A 23,887-nucleotide genomic window follows, 5' to 3' on the forward strand; every position below is an offset into this window, starting at 1 on the left:
ACAATTCTTCATTTTCAGCGCGCGACATCTTAAAACACTGACATCAAGTACCCGCCGATAATCCCTCCAGTTTCAAGACTGCGAGGAATCGCGAATGTCCAAGCCGATGTCGGTTGAACTCGTGAACGAGTACGGCGAGCACGCGGTCTGCGTGAAGGTGAACGGCAATGCGGCACTGCTCGATGCAGCGGATGTCGACGGCCTGATCGAAGAACTGGGGAAGCTGCGCGCGCAAATGCGCCCGGCCGTGCCCGAGCAGCTGTTACGCACGCATCAGTACGTGATTGAAATGGACCCGAGCTGGTACACCGAGCGCAACCCGCTGTTCGACGGCGCCGTCGTGTTTTTCCGGCACACGGGGCTAGGCTGGGCTGGATTCGCGATCCCCACCGAAAGCATGCACAGGCTCAAGTCGGCGATCGAAGCGCAAGAGGCGACAGCAGCCGTTCAGAATCCGCACGCTTTGCCGAACTAAGCCGGCGCACGAGGCCCGATGGGGCGCGAGCACGGCCTGACGAGGCGCTGGGAGCTATGAGCTCGCGCCGCCCTCGCGCTTGACTTCGCATTGGCCTCAAATACTACGGACTCGCAGATGAACCAGCTACAAGCCATGCGCGTCTTCACACGCGTCGTCGATCTCAACAGCTTCAGCCTCGCCGGCAAGCAGCTCGGCATGTCCGCGGCGGCCGTCACGCGTAGCGTGGGCATGCTCGAGGCGCATCTGAACATGCGCCTGCTGAACCGGTCGACGCGCAGCCTTTCGCTCACCGAAGCAGGCCGGCTTTACCTGGACGGCTGTCGCGCCGTGATCGAAAAGCTCGACGAGGTCGAATCGGAGCTCGTGCGCGCCACGCGCGATCCGAGCGGCGTGCTGCGCATCGCCGCGCCGGCGGTGTTCGCCAATTCGGGGCTCGCTACCCTGCTGGGGGCCTATCGCGCGTCGAATCCGCGCGTCGACTTCGACATCACGGCCTACGACACGCATATCGACATGATCGAGGGCGGCTTCGACGTGTGCTTCGCTACCGACCGGCAGCCGGTCAATGCCTCGCTCGTGAGCCGCAAGATTACGTCCGTGAAGGAAATCGTGGTCGCTTCGTCCGTGTATCTTTCGCGCCGGGGCACGCCGCGCACGCCCGCCGATCTCGCGCAGCACGATCTGCTTGCGGTTTCCGACGCACCGCGCACATGGGAGTTCTCGAACGCCGAAGGCGCGCAGCGCGTGAACACCAACGGCCCGCTCACGGCAAACGGCTACGCCATGGTGCGCACGGCCGCGCTGGCCGATATGGGCATCGCGCTGTTGCCGCTGCCCGTCGTGGCCGACGACATTGCGCGCGGCGCACTCGTGCCCGTGCTCAACCAGTACGAGATCAACGGCGGCCTGCAGCACATCTCGATCGTGTACTCCGGCCGCAATTACCTCACCATGAAGGTGCGCAGCTTCATCGATTTCGCCGTGGAGCAGTACCGCGCGAACCCCGCGCAAAATTCGCCGGTGCCGTTGCGCGCCGTCGCCTGATGCCTTGTTCACCCAGTCACACCGTCACGAAACCTGGATCGCCATGCCCAGACTCCTGACCATCGAAGACGACGCCGTCACCGAACATAGCATCGTCCCGACGCTTACCTCCGCCGGGTTCACCGTCGACATTGCCCGCACCGGACGCGAAGGCATCGCGATGGTGATGGCCGGCGACTACGACGTCATCGCGCTCGAACGACGCCTGCCCGACCTGGACGGCTTGACCATCGTCACGACGATGCGCGGCGTCGGCATCGAAACCCCCGTGCTCGTCATGAGCTCCACGAGCGGCGTGGAAGAGCGCATCCAGGGCCTGCGCGCCGGCTGCGACGACTACCTGACGCGGCCATTCTCCATCGACGAGATGTCGGCCCGCCTCGAGGCGCTCGTGCGGCGCCGCTCGCGCCCCACCTCCACGGAGACGGTGCTGCGCGTGGGCCCGCTCGAACTCGACCTCGTCAAGCGCAAGCTGACCTGCCGCGACAAGATCCTGCGCCTGCGGCCCACGGAGCTGCGCGTGCTCGAATTCATGATGCGCCACGCGGGCCAGGTGCTCACGCGCACGATGATCTTCGAGGGCGTGTGGGGCGGCCGCTTCGATCCGGGCACGAATCTCGTGGACGTGCACGTCGGGCGCCTGCGCAACCGCGTGGATACGCCCGGAGAGCCTTCGCTGATTCGCACGATACGCGGGTCGGGCTACCTGCTCGGCTAAAAAGACACGCCGCCTGCCGGCGTGTTTTTTCAGATCCACTTAATCAGTAATCCTCTTTAAAACTCCAATCGCTAAATTTTTATTCATGTTCCTGCTTCCGGTCCGATAGTGCCGCCTCACTATGCTTCCAATACCGGAATGCGATTTATCGCATTCGCTTACCGGCCAACCGATTTCGTTACTGGAGGATAGGCAACATGAAGACCCTTATGATCGTCGCGGCACTCGCCGGTCTCGTCACGACCACGTCCGCATTCGCCCAGAGCGCCAACGCGGGCACCGCATCCGTTCGACCGGCCGCAACGCAGGTCGCCGCGAACGCACAGGGCAGCTGGGTGCCTCCGTATGGTCAACCCGTCGCGCAGAAGACCCGCGCGCAGGTTTATCAGGAACTCGTGCAGGCGGAGCAGGATGGCCAGCTCGCGTATCTGAACTCGACGCTCTACGCGCATTGAACGGCCAGCACGTGAAACGGAAGGCAGCATCGAAAAGGTAACCGGTTCCCACAAACGGTTACCTTGTGCGCGAGCGCATCCTCAACGGGATTTGGGCAACGTCAGTTGATAGCCGTAACGGCTGATGGTCTCGATGCGCGCTTCGAAGGCTTCGCTTTCGAGCTTGCGGCGCAAGCGCGACACGACGAGATTGACGGTGGACGGATCGATCTCATCCTTGTCCGGCCACGCGTAGCGGATCATCTGGTCGCGCGCGACCGGCGTGTCGGGATGACGCAGCAGACACTCCACCAGCAGATACTCGCGACGCGTCAGCTCCGCGCGACGTGCGCCCTCGACAATCTCGCGCGTGCCGGCATCGAGCTGCGGAATCATGCTCTTCGCCGTTTCCGCTTTGGCCGACGCGGAAACGGGCGCGGCGCTCGCTGTGCGCATCAGTGCAAGCAGGCGCTCATGCATTTCGATGAAGGAGAACGGATAGCGAAAGCAGGCATCCGCGCCGGCGCGCAGCACCTGGGATCGCGCGTGGGCTCCGGCTTCGATGCCGAGCACGGCGAGTATCGTGGCACCGGGGGTCGCCTTCACGAGTTCCGGCAGCATGTGGAGCAGCGGCGTGAGCAACGCGCTGTCCAGCGCCATGATGATGACAGCGTCGAACGGCTCTTCGCCCGCGAGAAAGAGACCGTCGCGCAGATCCTCGGCGCGCTCCAGGCTATGGGCGCTTTCCTGCAACGCCTTCTGCAGCCAGGCCCCTTCCGCATGCAAGGGAGAAATAAGCAGTATGCGCATGAACTGGCATCCGGTTGATTGTCAGGCGAGCGCGCTCGGCCAGCACGCGACGCTCATGCGCGTTCCCGGGCCGCCTGCGCGGCCCATGTCGGGTGCGTCGTCGATATGAAGCGTGAAATCGTGTACATGCAGCACGGCGGCGCGCTCGCTGCGGGCGATGCCGGAACCGTTGTCGGAATGCGCAGCACATAGCGAAACCCACGAGCGAAATAAGCAGGACGCCGAAGAGCGCCGTGTAACCGATGAGCCAGCGAAACGTCGTGGTGTACCAGCGCCGTCCGGAACGGACCGGCGGCGCGGCAAAAGAGCGGCGCTCCACGCGGCGCTATCCGATGAGGTAGCCGGAGCCGCGCACCGTCTGGATCAGCGGCGGCACGCCCGGCGGGTCGATTTTCTTGCGCAGGCGGCCCATGTGCACGTCGATCAGGTTGGTGCCCGGATCGAAGTGGTAGCCCCACACGGCCTCGAACAGCATCGTGCGCGTGATGGTCTTGCCGGCGTGACGCATCATGAATTCGAGCACGCGGTACTCGGTAGGCAGCAAGGTCACCTCCTCGCCGTCACGGTGTACCTTCCGCGAAATCAGGTCGAGTTCGAGCGGGCCCACACGCAGTACCGTCTCGCGCGCGACGCTCGCCGCCTGACGGCGCCGCAGCAGCACTTCGAGGCGCGCCGTGAGCTCTTCGGGATCGAAAGGCTTGGTGAGATAGTCGTCGCCGCCCGCGCGCAGGCCGCGCACGCGCTCATCCACGTCGCCCAGCGCGCTCAGCATCAGCACCGGCGTCTGGATGCCCACCGTGCGCATGGCCGTGACGATGGATAGCCCATCCACGCCCGGCAGCATGCGGTCGAGCGTGATGATGTGGTAGTCGTCGCTCAGCGCGCGAGCCATGCCGTCGCGGCCGTTGTCGACCCAGTCGACCTCGTAGCCGCGCTGCTTCAGCTCGCTGACGATTTCATTGGCTGTGACGGCGTCGTCTTCCACCGTCAATACGCGCACCTGGCTCATCTGTCTCGCACTCCGTCGCACCGACCGGCGCGACCTTTCAGGAATTTCGAGTTTACCGTCGGCCGGCTGATTTCTGCGATTCTTTCATGAAAATAAATTTAAATTTCGACGGACGCAAGCCCCTTGCCGGACGGGACGAGTTCCCGTATCCAGAAAAGCGGGCTTGCACTGCCCTTACGATTGCGGGTCGAGCACCACGGGCGGCCGGATATCGAGCTGGTAGCCATAGCGGCTGACGGTCTCGATGGTGGTACGCGCGCCTTCGGCGTCGAGCTTGCGGCGCAGCCGCGAGACGACGAGGTTCACGCTGGAGGCTTCGACATCGCCCTTCTCCGGCCACGCGTAGCGGATCAGCTGGTCACGGGCGACCGGCGCGCCGACGTGGCGCAGCAGGCATTCGATGAGCAGGTATTCGCGTGTGGTGAGGGAGATGCGCCGGGCGTCTTCGACAAGATCGCGCGTCAGCGGGTCGAGGCGGGCGGGTAAGGGAGCGGCTGCGGCCTGGGTGGCGCGCTGCAGGGCCAGCATGCGCTCCTGGATCTCGAGGATGGACCACGGCTGCACGAAGCAGGCGTCGGCGCCCGCGCGCAGCAGCCGCGCGCAGTCGGCAGGCGTTGCCCGCGTCAGGGTGACGATGATGGCCGGGGCGGCGGGCAGTTGCGCAAACATAGCCAGCGGTTCGGCCAGACCGTCGGGCGTCTGGCCGCCCGGCGTGCAGAGGATGATCGCGTCGAAGGGCTCTTGCGCGGCGAGATAGGCCGCGTCGTGCAGATTGTCGGCAATCTCCACGCTGTTCAGGCTCTCGCTCAGGGCTTTATGCAGGTAACCCCGCTCCGTATCGGAGGAGGAGCACAGCAGGACTCTCATCGGCAGGTTGTTATGAGCGGCTAGGTATGGTGCGGCCAGCAGTCTATCGTCACCACCGTCCCCTTGTCTGCTCCGCCAATGGACAGGTCGAAATCGTGCAGCCGCACAATCGCGAGAACGATGCCGAGGCCGAGGCCGCTGCCCGGCAGGTGGCGCGTGCGCTCGCTGCGGTAGAAGCGGCCGAGCACCGCGCTGCGTTCGTCGGGCGCGATGCCCGGTCCGTCGTCGCTGACCAGCAGTTGCGCTCCCGCCTCCCCCGCGCGCAGGACCACGTCCACGTGGCCGCCCTCGGGCGCGAACTTGATCGCGTTGTCGAGCAGATTGCTGAACGCCTCGAACAGCAGTTCCGGGTCCGCATGGATCGGATCGACCGGCGCGATCGACGAGGTGAGGACGATGGACTTCTCCTCGGCAAGCGGCGCATAAAGCTCGTAGAGCTCGCCAACGAGATCCGGCAGCGCCACGGACCCGAAGCCGCTGCGCCGCTGCATCGCGCCGATCTCCGAGATGCGCAGGAGCGCCGCGAAGCGGCCGAGCACCGAATCGGCTTCGTCGCGCGCGCCGACCAGCATCTGCGCGACGCCAGGCTCGCCGCGGCGCTCGAACGTGTCGGCGGCCGTCGAGAGGCGCAGGCGCAGGCGCGTGAGCGGCGTGCGCAGGTCGTGCGCGATGCCGTCGCAGGCGCTCTTGACCTCTCCCATCAGGCGCTCCACTTCGTCGAGCATGCTGTTCACGAGGTGCGAAAGCATGTCGAGCTCGTCGCGGCCGGCCACCGGCAATCGCTGGGCGAGATCGCCGCTCGCAATGCGGCCCGTCACACGCCGGATTTCCGCAACACGGCGGATCTGCCGCATGCTCAGCACGAGCCCGGCGCCCAGGCTCGCGGCAAGGCAGAGCAGGCCGCCGCCGAAGATCGCCTTCATGAGCTCGTCGTGCACATGGTGCACGTCCGAAAGCGTGCGCGCGACCACGAGCACGGATCCGTTCGCGCGAATCTCGCCCATGACACGCAACGCCGGCCGGTCGCTGCCGATGTCGACGCTCAGGGACTGTCCGATCTTGTGCTCGAACGTGTGCCCGTAGCGGTCCAGCTTGAGGCCCTCGGGCAGCATGCGGATGTCCCCGGCCTGCCAGTGGCCGGCGCCGTCGAACAGACCGTAGAAGTTATGCTGGTGCTCCTCGCGTTTGAGGCGCTCATCGATTGCACCCGCAATGGCATCGTCGGGGCGCGAATCGAAATAGCGGAGTTGCCAGCGCAGGCCGCTATCGGTTTCGCGCTCCATCGCGCGAGTCACCGAATACTCGATCACGCCGAGCAGCGCCATGAATGACAGCGAAAAGATCGTCGCATAGGCGGTGAACCACCGAAACGTGGTGGTTTGCCAGCGATCGCGGGAAACATCCGCCGTTGCGGCGACACTCCGCGACGACACGGCTACGAACTTGCCGGACTTGCCAGTGGTCCAGCCGGGCAGACTCATCGCAAACCTCGCTCGCACCGGGCGGCGAAGACCGACGGGCGCATCGCGAAGAGGCGATGTCCGCGGCCGTGACAAGGCGGCGGCGGCCCGAAGGTGCTGACTGACATGACGATCCCCGAAAGCTTATCTATATATGCTCCGTCCAACAGCAGGTTCACGGACGTATCACTGCCTTTAACGGCCAATCATAGTGGGGACTTGCGGCGACAACGGCATCATAACAGTGAAGACCGGGTTAAATTTTTACGACTATATAACAATAATGCTGCCAGAGTTTGCGCGCGTTGTCACCAACGTCTTGTGGGTAACCACTAACAGTAGACATCGTACCCTCAGATCGATTTTGAGGTTTTGTCGAGTCATGCATCGCGCAAGGTCTCCAGTGGACTCGTTGCAGTGCACCAGTTGAGATGACGCGGACCTCGGTCCCGAACCTTTGGCAGACCAACTCGTTGGTTCCCATGTTTGGTGACCTGAGCCAGGTAACCGGATATGGGAACAAGAGACCTGAACTTCGTTGCACCGCGAGCGGTCCGCATCGCCGGATTGAGCCGGAGCCGTTTTTGCCGTGAGCTCATCGACCTGGAAGCGGACCGGAAGGGCCCCGTACCTTGCGCGAAGGACCGCTAGTTCTCCCATAGAGCGTTACCTTTTGCCCTCCAGTATTCCCATAGCAGGCGACCATAGCGCAGTTTTTTACGGTTAATCATAAGGTTACTGAGCTAACTGAATGTCGATTCTCATCAATCTGCTGAATTGACTTGGAAAGCGGGAGACCAGAGAACCCCCGTCGACTGGGGATGGTAGCCAGCTATGGGGTCTGTGGAGGTTGGTGACCACTTACTTGTTTATAGGGCCCCGGTTTTGGGAGACTTCTTTCTCTTCGGACGCAGGTTTCTGTGTTTACTTCAACACTTTAACTACTTTAGTAAACCTTTAGGAGACTCAAAGCCTTGCCTGGTAAGGCTTTGAGGGCGATTTGGTGCCCTCTTTTGGGATTCCGGTTACCTCGTATGGGAGTTCGGGTTTGTGGATATGGGAACCCGGTAGCCAGCGATGGGAGTTTGAGGTCGTGGATATGGGAGAAAGGTCTCGGCGTATGGGATCGATGGCTCGTACTGCTCCAGGTAGCAGGTTATGGGATGCCAACCAGGTCACGAGTTATGGGGAACCTGGGATGGTTTGGAGGCTGGGCCCGGGGATGAGCTTCCTGATTGGGTCACCGGTTATGGGAGCATTTTGGGGTAACCAACTATGGGGCCGTGAGTCGGGTTCAAGAGAAAGGTCGCGGGATCAGACAAGGCCAGTGTCCTTTCGTGGTGTTCCTTTGACTGGCGTACCGATTCGTTGGGTATCCGGTTATGGGAGAAATTCAAGGTTCCCGGTTATGGGAGTTCCGCGTGTGACATGGGGTTGTGTTGGCCCTCTCTGCGCCATGGTTAGGTAGCTGATTATGGGACACCTTGAAGGTAACCGGGAATGGGATATCGTCCCGGCCGTCGGCTCATTGGGCTGTGGACAACTGCCTCGTGCCGATTTGTCCCATAGGCAGGTACCTTTTCAGTGTTGTCGCCACGTATCTCAGTGTGTGAGTACTCACTTTTTGTCTTAAGGTTGCCGTTTATGGGAGCCTTGTTCGTCGCTTCGACTCCAAAGGTCTCACGTTATGGGAGGCCTGAACGCCACCTTGAAGGGGCATCGGCGGCGCGTTCGGTGCGGTGTGGGCGAGGCTGTCAACTGTTTCTTGTCCGGTGTCGTGCGACGGCACCGAACAGAATGCGGCCTTGAGTCACCTTGTCGCTTGGTATACAGTTACCAACCGATCAGGTTCCCTTACACCGTGGGTCATATGGCAAGAAAGAAGGCCGATGCCGGCGACGCCGACAAACAAGGCGCACTCGTATTTCAGCAAGGCCAGCCGCCTGATCTCTTCCGCAAGGCCGTCCCTGCGATTCACATCGCGCCCAAGTCCGGGTCGATCAGCCTCCAGCAGCGCAAGATGTTCAGCTCGCTGATCAAGAACGCCATTCGCCAGGACTCGCTGGAGCCGGGCCGCTCGTCGTTTGAAATCACCATTTCCGCCCTCTCGCAGGACGTCGACCTTAACAGCAACAACACCGAGTACGTCAAAGAGACGATCAACTCGCTCATCAGCACGGTCGTCAACTGGGACTACCTCACCCAGGACAAGCGCAGCATCTGGAAGGCATCCGGCCTGCTCGCGGGTGCGGAGCTCGAGCGCTCGGTGCTGCGCTACACGTTCTCGGAGCAGATTCGCGGCGAACTGCTGAATCCCGAGATCTACGCGATGATCGACATGCGGATCACGCGGCAATTCAGGAAGGCGCACTCGCTTGCGTTGTGGGAGAACGTCGTGCGCTACGAAGCCGTCGGCATGACGGCCCGCTTCCCGCTCGCGACCTTGCGCGATCTGATTCTCGGCCAGGATACGTCGGCGCAGTCGTACAAGCTCTACAAGCAGTTCAAGAGCCGCGTGCTGGTGCCGTGCATCAAGGAGGTCAACGAGATCTCGGATCATCTCTTCGAACTGATCGAGCATAAGGTGGGCCGCTCGGTCGTCTCGCTGCAGTTTCGTGTCACACGCAAGCCGGAGACCGACCCCTCCCAGGAATTGCGCGCAAACGAGACCGTGCTGATTGGCGAGATGTCGAAATTCAGCATTCCGGTTTCCGAGGCGCGCCGGCTGCTGAAGCAATACGGCGAAGAGAAGATCAGAACGGCCGTGGCCTATACGGCAGCACGCGTTGCACAGAAGAACGCGGCGCCGCTCGCGAACGTGGCCGCGTATTTCCGCAAGGCGTTGATGCAGGGCTATCAGCTGCCGGGCGCGAATGCAGCCGCCGTCGGCGCGGGTGCCGAAACGGCGAAGGCACGCGAAAGCCAGGATCAGGTGAAGGATCGCTACATCGCCGCGAAGATCGCGGAGGCGCGTTCCTATTTCAACGAGCTGGAGTACGACGACCAGACGGCGCTCATCAAGCGCTATAACGAGACGGTCGGGATGGACAAGCTCAAAGTGTCGACGACGAAGGTGCCGTCGAAGATGGCATCGACGAACTTCTTCCGCTGGGTCGTGCTGGACACCTGGGGACAGCCGACCGCGGCGGATCTTCTCGAATTTTTGCTGAACGGACAGCAAGGCACGGTTGCTGCCGATACGTTGTCGGCGGCGGATGTCGACCTTGCGTTGAAAGCGCGTTTCGAGTGAGGGTTGGGGCGGGGTGGACGCTCTGCCCTGCCTGGTTGTTAGGTGTTCCCACCAGATTGTGTTGCGACGAAATTTAGTCGAATTTGCCGATTATTTAAAGAAAATATAATTCGACAGTGAAGCTCTGCAATGAACCACGAATGCAGCGACACGCCCCCTCTTCTACTATCTGGTTTTGATTACCCAGCAGTCGCCCGCCGACATTATCTCGAACGCCGGCCTTTACTGCATTGCGTCCTCTTTCTGACGTAGTTCCCACATGTCTCCACGTGGAGATTTGTGAAGCCTTGGTTTCTTCCAATGCTATGCGTGTGACCGCTTCATAAGCCGCAAAATCCTGTGTGGCTTGGACCGTCGTTGAAAGCGCTGACCGCATATCTCCACGTGGAGACTCGTACTTGAGTCGAACGACTGCGGTTGGTGTCAACGGACCTCTTGCAGTCGATCTCCACGTGGAGATCACTCCACAACGTGGTCCTTTCCGATGCCGTATTAATCGCGTTGAATTGCTGTTTGTCTGCCTTAGTTGGTCTGCACGGGCCTGTATTTGAATGACATGACAATGGCTTTTCTGAGCGGGAGAAACAGGGTTAGTCACCATTGGCCGGTCAGGCCACCACTATTCCTAGCAGTCTCCACGTGGAGAGCAAAAAAGTTCCGTGTCTGCCGATCAATCAACAAAAGCCGTCTATGGAAATGCGAAAAACCTTATCCAATTGGCCAAAAGGTTGTGATCTGGCAACGAAGTTGAGGTAAAACCTAGAATTTACTTTAACTTCCCGTTAGACTTCGAGGTGCTTCGCTGGAGTCTCCACGTGGAGAGCGCACACAGGGACGACAGCTCTTGGAACATATGTCTTGGAGAGCCGAATGGGACTGGTAATCGCCGTAGCGAACCAAAAGGGCGGTGTGGGTAAAACTACCACCACGATGAATCTGGCCGGGGCGTTTCAATCCGATGGATACAAAGTCTACGTTGCAGACGCCGACGGCCAGCAATCCTGCATGAGCTGGTGCGCTGCGGCTGGGCCAGAAAGCCCGTTGCCGTTTCGAGTAGGAAGCATTCACAAGCTGGAAAAAATGATCGGGCCGGAGGTTGCTGCTCTTGCCGATGATTACGACGTCGTCATTGTCGACTGCCCCCCGAACATCAATGACCTGACTACCGCTCGCGTACTGGCTGTCGCAGACGCAACGGTCATCCCGACCGACGCGTCGCCTATCGACATCTGGAGTAGCGAAGGGATGATGGAACTGGTCGAACGTACTCGCGTGGCCAATCCTGCGGGAAAATTTGCAATTTTGCTAAATAAGTCGAACTCGAAGACGCTGTTGCATACGCAAATGAGCGCCATCCTCGCGGAAAGCAATGTTCGCGTTCTCTCGTCAACGATCAAGCAGCGCGAGCTTTATCGGCAGACTGCCGCGCTCGGTCGCACCGTATTCGACGTTCGCGGCGTGCGCGGCACCAAGGTCGCGAAAGACGAAATCAATGCCGTCTACAACGAAATCATCGCGCTCGTACAAGAAGAGGAGGAGGTTGCAGATGGCCGCTAAGCTCAATTTCACCAGCAAGGTCCGCGCAGGCATGGCGGCCGAACGTGTCTCGGCCGGCGAGCGCCTGGCTGAAGCCGACGTCGTCAACATCGCCCAGCGTGATGCCGGTGCGGTCGCGCAGCCGGAAGTCGACACGGTGCCGGCGTCGTCGCATGCGCTTCGACAGATTGCGGTCGAAGACGTCGTTTCGAATCCCTATAACCCCCGTGCCTTCTACAGTGCGGAAACGATCGATGAGCTGGCCGAGAGTTTCGAGAAGCAAGGCCAGATCACGCCGATTCTGGTCACGCGTCTTGCGGAGTTTCCCGGCAAATACGTGATCGTGGACGGCGAGCGGCGTATTCGGGCCGCTCGCTCGCGAGGCGACAAGACGATCGAAGCCGACATCCGCGAAGGCCTCGACAATCAGAATCTCTATCTGCGTGCCTACCATGCAAACAAGGAACGCGAAGAGCAAACGGTGTTCGACGACGCGCTCGCATGGAAGAAGCTGCTCGACGACGGCGTTTATGTCGATCAGGTGGAGTTAGGCGTAGCCGTCGGAGAGGATCCGAAACACATCAGCAAGGTGATTTCGCTTACGTCGCTCCCGCCCTTCCTGCTCCAGCGCATGGCGCAGCATCGCGATGCCGTGGGTCTGGGTCACGCATACAACATCAAGCTCATTTTCGATCGCGCCGGAGCAACGGTCGCGGAGCATTGGTTGCAGCTGGTCGTCGAAAGCAAAGCCAGCGTCCGCAAACTCGAGGCTGCGGCTTCCGCGGAGGCGGGCGCGCGCCGCATTGGCCCGCGCCGCACGCACTATCAGTCACGTGTACAGTTCAATCGCCGGGACGGTGTTGCGCTGGGCGAACTGAAGCTATTCGGCGACGGGCGCGCGGAACTGAGTCTCAAAGGTATTGCCCCCGCCGACCAGCAGCGGCTGGCCGAGCGGGTAAAAACCGTGATCGAGCAGTGGGCGTCCGAGATCGACGCACCGGAGGCTGCGTAAGCTCGCCGGATACGAAAGCGGCGGCAGGGCAGGGCCGCCGCTTTCGTAGACCTTATGCTAAGGTTCGCGGCCCCGGAGAAATCGTCCCAGGGGTCGAATCCGTGAAACATGGAGGCATCTTTTCGGATGCGAAGTTTTTCCATAAAAATCAAATGGATAACACAGATTTCCTAGAATGTTTCACGAATCGGCGGGCATTGGATCGAGCCGGGAAGGCTTTTGCGGGTCATAGCGCCGCTCTCCCCGCCGTAACGCCGAACCGCGCGCAGAAGCGTATCAATCAATACGTAAATAAAAGTATTTGATACGACGCGTTCGAAATCGTGATGATTGACAAGTCCGTGCTCCCCAGGCGATGCTCTTGCTCATGAACTGCCGTCCTTTCCGCATTGCACTGATTATTAGCACCATTCATCGAATGGTGGGTTAGTGCACGTCTGACAGCAGCGACAACAACCCGCCCCAAGAGGCGGGTTTTTTGTCTCCGCCTCCTGGTTAAAAACGAGAACTAGCCCAGGAGCATCCATGTCAGTCGAAGCAGGCCTTGCCGTCGTCGAAACCGAAACGGTCGTCGCCGGCCAGTACGATTACCTGAAAAAGATCCTCACCGCGCGCGTCTACGACGTGGCCCGCGAAACCGAACTCGAACGCGCGCCGAACCTCTCGGCGCGCCTGTCCAACACGGTCTGGCTCAAGCGCGAGGACAACCAGCCCGTGTTCTCCTTCAAGCTGCGCGGCGCCTACAACAAGATGGCGCAGCTCACGCCCGCGCAACTGGAGCGCGGCGTGATCACCGCCTCGGCCGGCAACCACGCCCAGGGTGTGGCGCTCTCGGCCGCGAGACTCGGCGTGAAGGCCGTGATCTGCGTGCCGGTCACCACGCCGCAGGTGAAGGTGGACGCGGTGCGCGCCCACGGCGGGCCGACCGTGGAAGTCGTGCAGGCGGGCGAGTCCTACAGCGACGCCTACGCCCACGCCCTGCGCCTGCAGGCAGAGCGCGGCCTGACCTTCGTGCACCCGTTCGACGACCCGGACGTGATCGCCGGCCAGGGCACGGTGGCCATGGAGATCCTGAGCCAGCATCAGGCCCCGATTCATGCGATCTTCGTGCCGATCGGCGGCGGCGGGCTGGCAGCGGGCGTGGCGGCGTACGTGAAGGCGGTGCGCCCGGAGATCCGCGTGATCGGCGTGCAGACCGACGACTCGTGCGCGATGGCGCAGTCGATCGCGGCAGGCAAGCGCGTGGAGCTGACCGAGGTGGGGCTGTTCTCGGACGGCACGGCGGTCAAGCTCGTGGGCGAGGAGACGTTCCGGCTGTGCCGTGAGTACCTCGACGAAGTGATCACGGTGGACACCGACGCGCTGTGCGCGGCGATCAAGGACGTGTTCCAGGACACGCGCAGCGTGCTGGAGCCGGCGGGGGCGCTGGCCGTGGCGGCGACCAAGCAGTACGTGGAGCGCGAGGGCATCCGCGGGCAGACGCTGGTGGCGGTGACGTCGGGGGCGAACATGAACTTCGACCGCATGCGCTTCGTGGCCGAGCGCGCGGAGGTGGGGGAAGCGCGCGAGGCGGTGTTCGCGGTGACGATTCCCGAGGAGCGCGGCAGTTTCAGGCGCTTCTGCGAGCTGGTGGGCACGCGCAGCGTGACGGAGTTCAACTACCGGATCGACGACGCGGAGCGCGCGCACATCTTCGTGGGGGTGCAGATCCGCAACCGGGGCGAGTCGGAGCAGATCGCGCAGGCGTTCGTCGCGCACGGGTTCCCGACGGTGGACCTGACGGGCGACGAGCTCTCGAAGCAGCACATCCGCTACATGGTGGGCGGGCGCTCGCCGCTGGCGCACGACGAGCGGCTGTTCCGCTTCGAGTTTCCGGAGCGCCCGGGCGCGCTGATGCGCTTCCTCTCGTCGATGGCGCCGGACTGGAACATCAGCCTGTTCCACTACCGCAACCAGGGGGCGGACTACAGCTCGATCCTGGTGGGCATCCAGGTGCCGGCGGCGGACGACGCGGAGTTCCGGCGCTTCCTTGCCACGCTCGGCTATCCGCACTGGGAAGAGACGCACAACCCGGCGTACCGGCTGTTCCTGCAGTGACAGGTAACAGGCAACGAGCAACAGACGCGGCGGGGCAGACCCGCCGCCTTCTTTCACGGCACAATGACGCTCCTTTCATCGAATTCGTTCCGTCTGTCATGAGCTACCTCGATCCGGCTGAAATAGAGAGCTGGCACGCCCACGTCTACTTCGACGCGGCGACGCGCGACGCCGCCTGGGCCTTGCGCACCGTCATCGAGGCGCGCTTCGGCGATGCGCTGCAAATGGGGCGTTTTCATGAGCGTCCCGTGGGTCCGCATCCCATGTGGTCGTATCAGCTCGCGTTCTCGCGCACACGTTTCGCGGAAATCTTCGAGTGGCTCACGCTGAATCACGGCGAACTCGATGTTTTCGTCCATCCGAACACCACCGATTCGCTGCGCGATCACCGCGATTGCGCCACGTGGATCGGTCGTTCGCACCGCCTCAATCTGGCCGCCCTCGGCGCTTGAACGATGTCGTCCGAAGCCGTGCGCGACCGAGCCGTCGCCCGGTTTTCCTCTGACAATTTAGCGTGAGATAGCTGTGGGATCGGGTGGAGATCCGCTCTTTTGTCAGACATTAGTACGCCTTCCATTTATTAAAGTTTTAACGTTTGCGGCCGTTACTCAGTACGCGTGTGCAGAGCGCATACGAAACGAAACGGAAGCGAACGCGGCAGGACCTGGCTGTCCGCGTCACCAGCACGAGGCACCAGGATAGAAGGCATCACGGCATGCAGGTCTCCCGCGTCAGGCTAGAGGTCATTTCCCTTTTCGCAGCCGCGCTGCTCGCAGCATGTGGTGGTGGCGGTGGCGGCTCATCCGGCAGTTCGGGCAATGCGGCGGCCGGCAACACGACCGGCAGCAACACCACGGGCAGCAACAACAGCGCCCAGACATCCACGTCGACTCAACTGGGCGGGACGGTCACGCTCCTGCCCGTGGCGGCGACCGCCGCGACATTGCCGTCCGCGAGCGGCAATGCCACCGCCGACGGCATCGCTTATCTGAATGCCATGCGTCAGACGGTGGGGCTTCCCACGCTGCCGTCGGATGCCGGCCTGACGACTGCCTCGCTCGATCACGCTACCTACCTGGTCGAGAACCAGACCTACGGCCACGATGAAACGGCCGGCCAGCCTGGCTATACGGGCGCGACGCCGCAGGATCGCATCGACGCCGAGGGCAACTACTCGGCGTACGGCGAAGTGGTCGTGGCGGGCCAGCCCGCTGCGTTTGCCAACAGCGTGAGCCCGGTCCAGACGCTCTTCGACGCGCCGTACCACCGGATCGTCATGCTCGACGACTTCCAGTCGATGGGCGTGGCCTCGCTGACGAACGCCAGCTGGGAAGCGTTCAACATCGACTTCGGCAACGAGGCGAATGCAATGCCGCTGACGGCGCTCGTCACCTACCCCTATGCGGGCCAAAAGGGCGTGCCCACCAGCTGGTTCGCGAACGAATCGCCGAATCCGTTTGCCAATGCTCCGCAATACGAGCTCACCACGGTGGGTTACCCCGTGACGATTCAAAGCGGCTTCGCGGGCACGCTGAATGCCGTGAACTTCACGATCACGGACGCGAGCGGCAACAACGTGCCTTGCCTGCCCCAAACGCCGCAGACCGATCCGGGCGAGCTTTCGAACGGTGCGCTATGCGCGCCGTACCAGACGCTCGCGAGCAATGCGACCTACACCGTTCACGTGACGGGCGTGCTGTCGAACGGCACGCAAAACAACACGATCGACGTTCAGTGGTCGTTCACGACGGGTGCCGCGGCGGTGGCGAACGAGGCGCTGCAAGCCGCACCGACGAACCGGCCGCTGCCGCTCTTCTGATCCGGCGGCCGCGGCGGCGGCCGTGCAGGATGAAGAAGCGAAGGTCGATGCGGGATGATTTTTTTGCATCGGGCAGCGGCTGCCTCGTCAATATTCGCTGCGCTATACTGCGTCACAGTCGCAGGAAAACGTTTGCGCAGGCTTATCGGCGACGGTAAACCGTTGCTCGTATTCTTCGCCGTCTACGGAAGGTCCATCGCAAGAAATATCCTGCGAGGCCGCACGTCGGGGCTATACGGCGCGACGTCGGGCCAGCAGCCGGGCATGTCGTGTGCTTGTCGCCCCGGTCGCCTTCGAGAAGCCAACCTGTCGCCACTCAACGGACCCGCCGCCCATGCCGACCGTCGTCGATGCGCTACTCGAACAACATCTTTCTCCCCAGTGGCGCGGTCTGCTGCATGCGCTCGCGGCCGAGTTCGAGTCGCAGCTCGATCTCAACGAGCTGCGCCAGCTGATGTTTCGCGTCGGCGAACGTTTTGCGGCGAGCCATCCGCTGCCCGCCTGCGAATCCACCGAGGAACTCGCCGCCGCCTTCAATGCGCACTGGGCCTCGATCCAGTGGGGCTGTGTCGAGCTTGGCGACGAAGGCGATTACCTGCGCATCACCCATTATGGCGCACCGCTGCCCGCGTTCGGCGCGGAAGCGCTGGCCTGGACGCCCGCATTCCTGCAGGGCGTCTATCAGTCCTGGCTCGATGCCATGGGCGCGGCTCAGCTGCATGTCGTGCAGGCCGCTCAGCCCGAGGACGGCTATGCCGTCGAATTTCATCTGGTGCGCACAACGGCCTGAAAGCCGTGTCGATGCTGTCGCTCGACCGGCAGTTTGCAATCGATTTTCCTGAATCATCCGACCATGAGTCCCTCACGTGACATCAAAGCCCTCTTCGACCGCTTCGGGGGCGACCCGGACAGCTACCGGGAGATCCGTATGGAAAGCGAGGCGCACGAAGCGCGCGGCCGTTGGCCGCTGCTCGGCATGATCGACCCGCGCAAGGTCGAACTGAGCGCGGCGGACACGGCGCGCGGGGTGGCGTTGGCCGGCCCGGAGGCGGAGCAGGCGGCGCCCCGGTTGTATGAAGGAGTGCAGAACAGCCCGGCGCCCGTGGCGGCAGATACGACGGGCAGCGGCCCGATAGCGTGTGACCGTTCCCAGGCGGCGTTGCGGCGTTCGGCGCCGCTCTTCACGCGTTCGCCGCGCCGCGACATTCCCCCCGTCATTGAAAAGCCGGCGCCGCGCGCGCCCGAGAGCGGGGCGTTCCGGTTTTCGCCGCAACCCGCCGCGCTGGAGCTGGCCGATGAAGCCGCACAGGCGGATCCCGCCGGTGCGGCGACCGGGTTGCCGAGCCCCGCATCGCGTATCGCCCCACGCCGCGCGCCTCCCGCGCCGCCGGCAATGAATGCTTCGCCGGAACCGGGCGTGGAGGCGCAGCCCCTCGCCTCTGCCGCGCCGTCTTCGTCGTCGCCGCTCAAGAAGCTCTTCGGCACGGCGGCGCCGACGGCGCCAGGCACAGCGTCGGCGCAGGACGTCGATGCCGGCGGCCGGCTGGACCGGCTGTTCGACAGGTTGCGCGGCGGCAGCGGCGTGGGCGGTGCTCAGGGTGCGCGCATGCAGGGAGGCGGCGTCGAACCGAAGGGCGCGGCAACGCCGCGCCATCCTGGTTTTCTCAAGGGAGCGGGCAGGCCATGAAAGTGGTCAGCGTGGTTTCGGCCAAGGGCGGTGTAGGCAAGACGACACTCGCCGCCAATCTCGCCTCCGTGCTTGCCGCAGCCGGCCGGCGCGTGGTGGCGGTCGATCTCGACCCGCAGAATTCGCTGCGGCTTTACTTCGGCGTGCCGCTCGACAGCGTGGACGGTCTCTCGCGCGCCGCGCTCGCGGGCGTGCCGTGGCAGCGCGCGATGGTGGACGGCGCCGACGGCGTGACGGTCCTCGCATTCGGCGCGCTCATCGAAGCGGAGCAGCATCTCTTCGAACGCCATCTGGACGAACACCCGCTCTGGCTTGCGCACGGCCTCGCCGCGCTGCGCCTGAACGCCCCGGACATCGTGATCGTCGATACGCCGCCGGGCTCGTCGGCTTATACGCGCGCCGCGCTTTCGGCGGCGCATTTCGCCGTCAACGTCGTGCTGGCCGACGCGGCCTCCTACGCGACAATCCCGCAGATGCAGCGCATGATCGACACCTACGCGGCGCCGCGCCCGGAGTTCATCGGCGAGGGCTACGTGGTGAATCAGGTCGACCAGTCGCGCCAGCTCAACAAGGATGTGTTGCGCGTGCTGCGCGACATGCTGGGCGGCCACATGTTTCCAGGCTCGATCCACGCCGACGAAGGCGTGAGCGAATCGCTCGCCTGCAATACCTCGGTGGTTCGCTACGATCCGCTCTGCCAGGCGGCCACCGATCTGCGCGCCTGCGGCGCGTGGCTGCTTGCGGCGCTGGATGCGCCGGCAGCCCCGGCGCTGTCGCGAAGGAGCGTCGCATGAGCACCGTCCAGACCGATTCCGTCGCGGCTTCGTCAGGGGCGGCGGCGGCGCGCGCTTCGCGTCTCGAACGCTTTGCCGATGCCCGTATCTGGAGCAGCAAGCCGTTCGCCGTCGTGCTGACGCTGCTTTCGCTCTGCTCGCTCTTCTTCGTGTTCACAGTGCCGCTGCCGAACATGGAGCAACTGGTGTTCGCCACCTGCTGCTTTATTTGCGCGCTGCTCTTTCGCCGCCTGGAGGGGCATTATGCGACGCTCGTGATGGTCATGCTGTCGGTGGTTGCCTCGGGCCGGTACATGTTCTGGCGTCTCACGGAGACCACTTACTGGACGCGCCCGCTCGACGCGGTCTGGGGCCTGCTGCTCGTTTCGGCGGAAGTCTATGCAACGCTCGTGCTGATGCTCGGCTACTTCCAGACCTCGTGGCCGCTGCGGCGCAAGCCGGTGCCGCTGCCCGCCTCGCGCGCGGACTGGCCCACGGTGGACGTGTTCATTCCCACCTACAACGAGCCGCTCTCCGTCGTGAAGCCGACGATCTACGCGGCGCTCGCGCTCGACTATCCGGCCGACAAGCTCTCGATCCACGTGCTCGACGACGGCCGCCGGCCCGACTTCAAGGCGTTTTGCGAAGAGGTGGGCGTCAACTGGACGATTCGCACGCACAACCGCCACGCAAAGGCCGGCAACATCAACGAAGCGCTGAAGATCACGCACGGCGAATACTTCGCGATCTTCGACTGCGATCACATTCCCACGCGCTCCTTCCTGCAGATCTGCCTCGGCTGGTTCCTGCGCGACCCGAAGCTCTCGATGCTGCAGACACCGCACCACTTCTTTTCGCCGGACCCGTTCGAGCGCAATCTCGACACGTTCCGCAAGGTGCCGAACGAAGGCGAGCTGTTCTACGGCCTCGTGCAGGACGGCAACGACCTCTGGAATGCCACGTTCTTCTGCGGCTCGTGTGCATTGCTGCGCCGCTCGATGGTGGCGGAGATCGGCGGCATTGCGGTGGAGACCGTGACCGAAGACGCGCATACGGCGCTCAAGCTGCACCGCCTCGGCTACACCACGGCCTATCTCGCGATCCCGCAGGCCGCGGGTCTTGCCACCGAAAGCCTCTCGGGCCACATCGGCCAGCGCATTCGCTGGGCGCGCGGCATGACGCAGATCTTCCGCATCGACAATCCGCTGGGGGGCAAGGGTCTCTCGATCGGCCAGCGCCTGTGCTACCTGAACGCGATGATGCACTTCTTCTACGGCGTGCCGCGTCTCGTGTTCCTGACGGCGCCGCTTTCTTTCCTGTTCTTCGGCGCCCATGTGATCCAGGCATCGGCGGCGGCCATCGCGCTCTACGCGCTGCCGCACATGTTCCATGCGAACGTCACGAACTCGCGCATGCAGAGCGCGTTTCGCCATTCGTTCTGGGCCGAAGTCTACGAGTCGGTGCTCGCTTCGTACATCACGGCGCCCACCTTGCTCGCGCTCATCAATCCGAGGCTCGGCAAGTTCAACGTCACGGCCAAGGGCGGCACGATTGCGAAGACCTACTTCGACTGGTCGATCTCGCGCCCGTACCTGATCCTGCTGATGCTGAACCTGCTCGGCTTCGCGTGCGGCCTCGTGCATATCTATCACTATGCGCACCTGCGCAGCGAGGTTCAGACCACGATCCTCAATCTCGCGTGGACGAGCTACAACATGCTGATACTCGGCGCGAGCGTGGCCGCCGCCAACGAGCAGAAGCAGATCCGCTCCGTGCCGCGCGTGGCGATGAAGATGCCCGTGATGCTGCGATTCGGCACGGGCCGCACGCTCGCCTGCGAAACGCTCGATTACTCCGAGGGCGGCGTGGGTGTCGAGCTGCCGCAGGCCATCCAGATACCGCTGCACGAAAACGTGACGGTCTCGCTCTTTCGCGGCGACGAGGAATATGCGTTCGCGGCGACCGTGAGTTTCTCCGCGCCGGGACGCGCGGGGCTGCAGTTCGTGGAGATGACGAAGGATCAGGAGTTCGACTTCGTGAAGACGACGTTCTCGCGCGCCGACGCCTGGACCGGCTGGGCCGAGGGCCGGCAACCCGACGCGCCGTTGCGCGCGCTCTCGCATGTGTTGCGCGTGGGCGTGGGCGGCATCGGCGCGCTTTTCGAACATCTTTATGGCGACTTTCGCGCGTGGACGAAACGCGGCGGCAAAGCGGCCGGACAAAAAGACAGCTAGAGGATATGGAGAAAAGGACCGGGGTGTTACGCCCGCGCAGCAGCTCGGGTGAGGGAGAGAATGCACGCGTTGCAGGCGCGGCGCGCCTTGCGCACTTGCCCGCGTGCGGCTTTGCCATGCTGTTGGTCGCCATGTCTTTTTTCTGCGCGACCGGTGCAATGGCGCAAAAGACACCTGACGCCGCCGCCACCGCCACCGTGGGAGGCCGCGCTGCCGACGGTGCGACGGCCGTGGGCGCCGTGCCGCCGCCAGGACCCGCCGAGAAGTTCGATTCCCAGGCCATGGCGCAGCCGCTGCTCGCGCTGACCGCGCCGCCGCTCTCGCCGGAACAGCAGAAGCGCCTCGGCATGCGCCCGCCGACCACCGCCAATCCCGGCACGCTTGTGCCCGGCGGCCGGCGCCAGACGCTGACCTTCGCCGACCTCGGCGCGCTCGATCCGCTGCAGTTGCGCGGCACGGAAGGCCAGAACGGCGTGCCGTTCTCGGTGCGCAACGACGAGGTCGTGACGGGCGCGGTGCTGCATCTCATCTACAGCTATTCGCCCGCGCTGCTGCCCGATCTTTCGCAACTGAAGGTGCTCGTGAACGGCGAAGTGGCGGCGACCCTGCCGCTGCCGCACGAACAGGCCGGCACCACGGTCGCGCGGGACATCTCGCTCGATCCGCGCTTCATCACCGAGTTCAACCACCTGAACGTTCAACTGATCGGCCATTACACGCGCGGCTGCGAAGACCCGTCCAATTCCGCGCTGTGGGCGACGGTGAGCAACGCGAGCTCGCTCGATCTGACCTACGCGTCGCTGCCGACGAAGCCCGATCTCGCCGCGTTGCCGCAGCCGTTCTTCGACCGCCGCGACGTGCGCCGGCTCGAACTGCCGTTCGTGTTCGCCGACAAGCCCGACGCCGGCATGCTCGCGGCCGCGGGCACGCTGGCTTCGTGGTTCGGCGCGCTCGCGGGCTACCGCGGCGCGCGTTTTCCGGCGCAGGTGGGCAGCGTGCCGCTTTCGGGCAACGCGGTGGTGTTCGCGCTGTCCGATTCGCATCTGGACGGTGTGACGCTGCCGGGCGTTTCCGGCCCGACGATCGCGGTCGCGGAGCGCGGCGAGCCCGCGCGCGGCGAACTGCTGCTCGTGCTGGGCCGCAACGGCGACGAGCTGCGCACGGCGGCAAGCGCGCTCGCGCTCGGCCAGAACACCTTCTCCGGCACTAGCGTCACGGTGAGCCAGCTCACGACGCTCAAGCCGCGTGCGCCCTACGACGCGCCGAACTGGCTGCCGTCCAGCCGTCCGGTGCGCTTCGGCGAACTCGTCGACGAGCGCGCGCTCTCGGTAACCGGCTACGATGCGGGCGCAATCTCGCTGAACCTGCATGTGCCGCCCGACCTCTTCATGTGGAACACCAAAGGCGCGCCGCTCGACCTGCGCTACCGCTACTCGGTGCGCCCGCACCCGGACCGCTCGTCGCTCAACGTCAGCGTGAACAACAATTTCGTGGCGGCGCTGCAGATTCCCGCCGTGACGCCGTCGCGTTTCAGCCTGAGCAGCCTGCTCGCGCGCTTCGGCGCGGACACGTCGAGCACGGGCGTCGCGCATCGCATCGTGCACGTGCCGCCGCTCGTGCTTACGCCGCGCTCGCTGCTGCGCCTGCATTTCTTCTACGACATCCCGAACACCGGCGAATGCACGGGGCGGCTCATCCAGAACGTGGCGGGCTCGATCGACCCGGACTCGACGATCGATCTGTCGTCGTTTCCGCACTACATGGCGCTGCCGGACCTCGCCGCGTTCGCGAACAGCGGCTTCCCGTTCACGCGCATGGCCGACCTCTCGGAGACGGCCGTGATCCTCCCGAACGAGCCGACGCCGAGCGACTACAGCCTCTACCTGCTCGCGATGGGCCGCATGGGCGAATCGACGGGCTATCCCGTGACGGGCGTGACGATTGCGGGCCCGGGCGACCTCGATCATCTGGCCGACAAGGATCTGCTGATGCTCGGCGGCCCCGGCCGGCAGCCCTTGCTGCGGACGTGGGCGAAGTTCATGCCGTTCTCGAGCGACGGCGATACGAGCACGTTCACGCTCTCCGATCTCGCGTTCAAGCTCGAAGACTGGTGGCACGGTCCGCACGGCGTGGAGCGCGCGCCCGCGCGCGCCGACCTCTCGCTTGTGGAGACCGGCGGCAATGCGCTGATCGCCGGCTTCGAATCGCCGCTGCGCGCAGGCCGCAGCGCGGTCGCGCTGATCAGCGCGCCGGGCGAGTCGGAAGAGGAGATCACGTCGGCGCTTCTCGACGCCGATGTGCTGCCGTCGGTCCAGGGCGCCATGGACGTGATCCACGGCCGCTCGGTCACGGTCACGTCGAACGGCGAGGCGTACTACGTCGGCTCGCTTTCGCCCATCGAATATCTGCGCTGGGCGCTCTCGTCGCATCCGTTGCTGCTCGTGCTCTCCGGCGTGTTCGCGGCCATCGTGATCGCAGCGCTCTTCTACCGTTTCCTGCGCGCCGTTGCGTCGCGCAGGCTGAGGAATTGAGATGGCCCCCACGCCCGCTTTGCTCGCTGCCCCCCGAGGGGGCGTTCAGCCTCCTTGGGGCGGCCCGGCGGAGGCTGAGGCGGCCCCCACGCCCGCTTTTCCGCTGGCTTGCCGGCTTGTCTGCGGCC

General features: G+C 63.7%; 19 protein-coding genes. 15 read left to right on the plus strand and 4 right to left on the minus strand.

Annotation, left to right across the window (positions count from 1 at the left end; translation table 11 throughout):
• Nucleotides 1–94: 94 nt before the first annotated feature.
• The 4 genes from BAC01S_RS11720 to BAC01S_RS11735 all read left to right on the plus strand — a co-directional run bounded on the left by BAC01S_RS11720 (nt 95) and on the right by BAC01S_RS11735 (nt 2,695).
• Complete coding sequence (locus BAC01S_RS11720; RefSeq protein ID WP_027794933.1) at nt 95–475, plus strand: hypothetical protein; 381 nt, start codon at nt 95–97, stop codon at nt 473–475.
• A gap of 117 nt (nt 476–592) precedes the next feature.
• Nucleotides 593–1,522: a LysR family transcriptional regulator gene (locus BAC01S_RS11725; protein ID WP_027794934.1), complete on the plus strand. Its 930-nt coding sequence runs from the start codon at nt 593–595 to the stop codon at nt 1,520–1,522.
• A gap of 43 nt (nt 1,523–1,565) precedes the next feature.
• Nucleotides 1,566–2,240: a response regulator transcription factor gene (locus BAC01S_RS11730; protein ID WP_027794935.1), complete on the plus strand. Its 675-nt coding sequence runs from the start codon at nt 1,566–1,568 to the stop codon at nt 2,238–2,240.
• 197 nt (nt 2,241–2,437) lie between these two features.
• Entirely contained in the window at nt 2,438–2,695 is a 258-nt protein-coding gene (locus BAC01S_RS11735) for a DUF4148 domain-containing protein (RefSeq protein WP_027794936.1), read from the plus strand.
• An 81-nt stretch (nt 2,696–2,776) separates the two neighbouring features.
• On the opposite strand, the gene BAC01S_RS11740 is transcribed toward BAC01S_RS11735, so the two are convergent.
• The 4 genes from BAC01S_RS11740 to BAC01S_RS11760 all read right to left on the minus strand — a co-directional run bounded on the left by BAC01S_RS11740 (nt 2,777) and on the right by BAC01S_RS11760 (nt 6,841).
• A complete protein-coding gene (locus tag BAC01S_RS11740) occupies nt 2,777–3,484 on the minus strand; it encodes a response regulator transcription factor (protein ID WP_027794937.1) in 708 nt (235 codons plus the stop codon).
• 325 nt (nt 3,485–3,809) lie between these two features.
• Complete coding sequence (locus BAC01S_RS11750; RefSeq protein WP_027794938.1) at nt 3,810–4,484, minus strand: response regulator transcription factor; 675 nt, start codon at nt 4,482–4,484, stop codon at nt 3,810–3,812.
• Between the two features lie 183 nt (nt 4,485–4,667).
• The gene (locus BAC01S_RS11755) at nt 4,668–5,360 is read right to left on the minus strand and encodes a response regulator transcription factor (RefSeq protein ID WP_027794939.1); all 693 of its coding nucleotides are present in this window, start codon (nt 5,358–5,360) and stop codon (nt 4,668–4,670) included.
• A gap of 20 nt (nt 5,361–5,380) precedes the next feature.
• The gene (locus BAC01S_RS11760) at nt 5,381–6,841 is read right to left on the minus strand and encodes a sensor histidine kinase (RefSeq protein WP_084168542.1); all 1,461 of its coding nucleotides are present in this window, start codon (nt 6,839–6,841) and stop codon (nt 5,381–5,383) included.
• Between the two features lie 1,849 nt (nt 6,842–8,690).
• Here BAC01S_RS11760 and BAC01S_RS31085 point away from each other — a divergent pair.
• From BAC01S_RS31085 to bcsB, 11 genes are all read left to right on the plus strand, one after another.
• A complete protein-coding gene (locus tag BAC01S_RS31085) occupies nt 8,691–10,070 on the plus strand; it encodes a replication initiation protein (protein WP_043201994.1) in 1,380 nt (459 codons plus the stop codon).
• Between the two features lie 870 nt (nt 10,071–10,940).
• The gene (parA, locus tag BAC01S_RS11770) at nt 10,941–11,627 is read left to right on the plus strand and encodes a ParA family partition ATPase (RefSeq protein WP_027794941.1); all 687 of its coding nucleotides are present in this window, start codon (nt 10,941–10,943) and stop codon (nt 11,625–11,627) included.
• The gene (locus tag BAC01S_RS11775) at nt 11,617–12,618 is read left to right on the plus strand and encodes a ParB/RepB/Spo0J family partition protein (RefSeq protein ID WP_027794942.1); all 1,002 of its coding nucleotides are present in this window, start codon (nt 11,617–11,619) and stop codon (nt 12,616–12,618) included. The genes parA and BAC01S_RS11775 overlap by 11 nt, the downstream gene beginning before the upstream one ends.
• A gap of 525 nt (nt 12,619–13,143) precedes the next feature.
• A complete protein-coding gene (gene ilvA / locus BAC01S_RS11780) occupies nt 13,144–14,715 on the plus strand; it encodes a threonine ammonia-lyase, biosynthetic (RefSeq protein WP_043201996.1) in 1,572 nt (523 codons plus the stop codon).
• Between the two features lie 98 nt (nt 14,716–14,813).
• The gene (locus tag BAC01S_RS11785; protein WP_027794944.1) at nt 14,814–15,167 is read left to right on the plus strand and encodes a DOPA 4,5-dioxygenase family protein; all 354 of its coding nucleotides are present in this window, start codon (nt 14,814–14,816) and stop codon (nt 15,165–15,167) included.
• 263 nt (nt 15,168–15,430) lie between these two features.
• Nucleotides 15,431–16,534 (plus strand): CAP domain-containing protein, encoded by a 1,104-nt coding sequence (locus BAC01S_RS31090; RefSeq protein WP_043201999.1) that lies wholly within the window; start codon nt 15,431–15,433, stop codon nt 16,532–16,534.
• A gap of 334 nt (nt 16,535–16,868) precedes the next feature.
• A complete protein-coding gene (gene bcsD / locus BAC01S_RS11795) occupies nt 16,869–17,324 on the plus strand; it encodes a cellulose biosynthesis protein BcsD (protein ID WP_027794945.1) in 456 nt (151 codons plus the stop codon).
• Between the two features lie 63 nt (nt 17,325–17,387).
• Entirely contained in the window at nt 17,388–18,221 is an 834-nt protein-coding gene (bcsP, locus tag BAC01S_RS11800; RefSeq protein ID WP_156954395.1) for a cellulose biosynthesis protein BcsP, read from the plus strand.
• Complete coding sequence (gene bcsQ, locus BAC01S_RS11805; protein ID WP_027794947.1) at nt 18,218–19,015, plus strand: cellulose biosynthesis protein BcsQ; 798 nt, start codon at nt 18,218–18,220, stop codon at nt 19,013–19,015. The genes bcsP and bcsQ overlap by 4 nt, the downstream gene beginning before the upstream one ends.
• Nucleotides 19,012–21,228 (plus strand): UDP-forming cellulose synthase catalytic subunit, encoded by a 2,217-nt coding sequence (gene bcsA / locus BAC01S_RS11810; protein ID WP_027794948.1) that lies wholly within the window; start codon nt 19,012–19,014, stop codon nt 21,226–21,228. The genes bcsQ and bcsA overlap by 4 nt, the downstream gene beginning before the upstream one ends.
• A 5-nt stretch (nt 21,229–21,233) precedes the next feature.
• Nucleotides 21,234–23,759, plus strand: a complete 2,526-nt coding sequence (bcsB, locus tag BAC01S_RS11815) for a cellulose biosynthesis cyclic di-GMP-binding regulatory protein BcsB (protein ID WP_027794949.1) — start codon at nt 21,234–21,236, stop codon at nt 23,757–23,759.
• Nucleotides 23,760–23,887: the final 128 nt, after the last annotated feature.

This window comes from Paraburkholderia acidipaludis NBRC 101816, from assembly GCF_000684975.1.
Classification (GTDB): Bacteria; Pseudomonadota; Gammaproteobacteria; order Burkholderiales; family Burkholderiaceae; genus Paraburkholderia; species Paraburkholderia acidipaludis.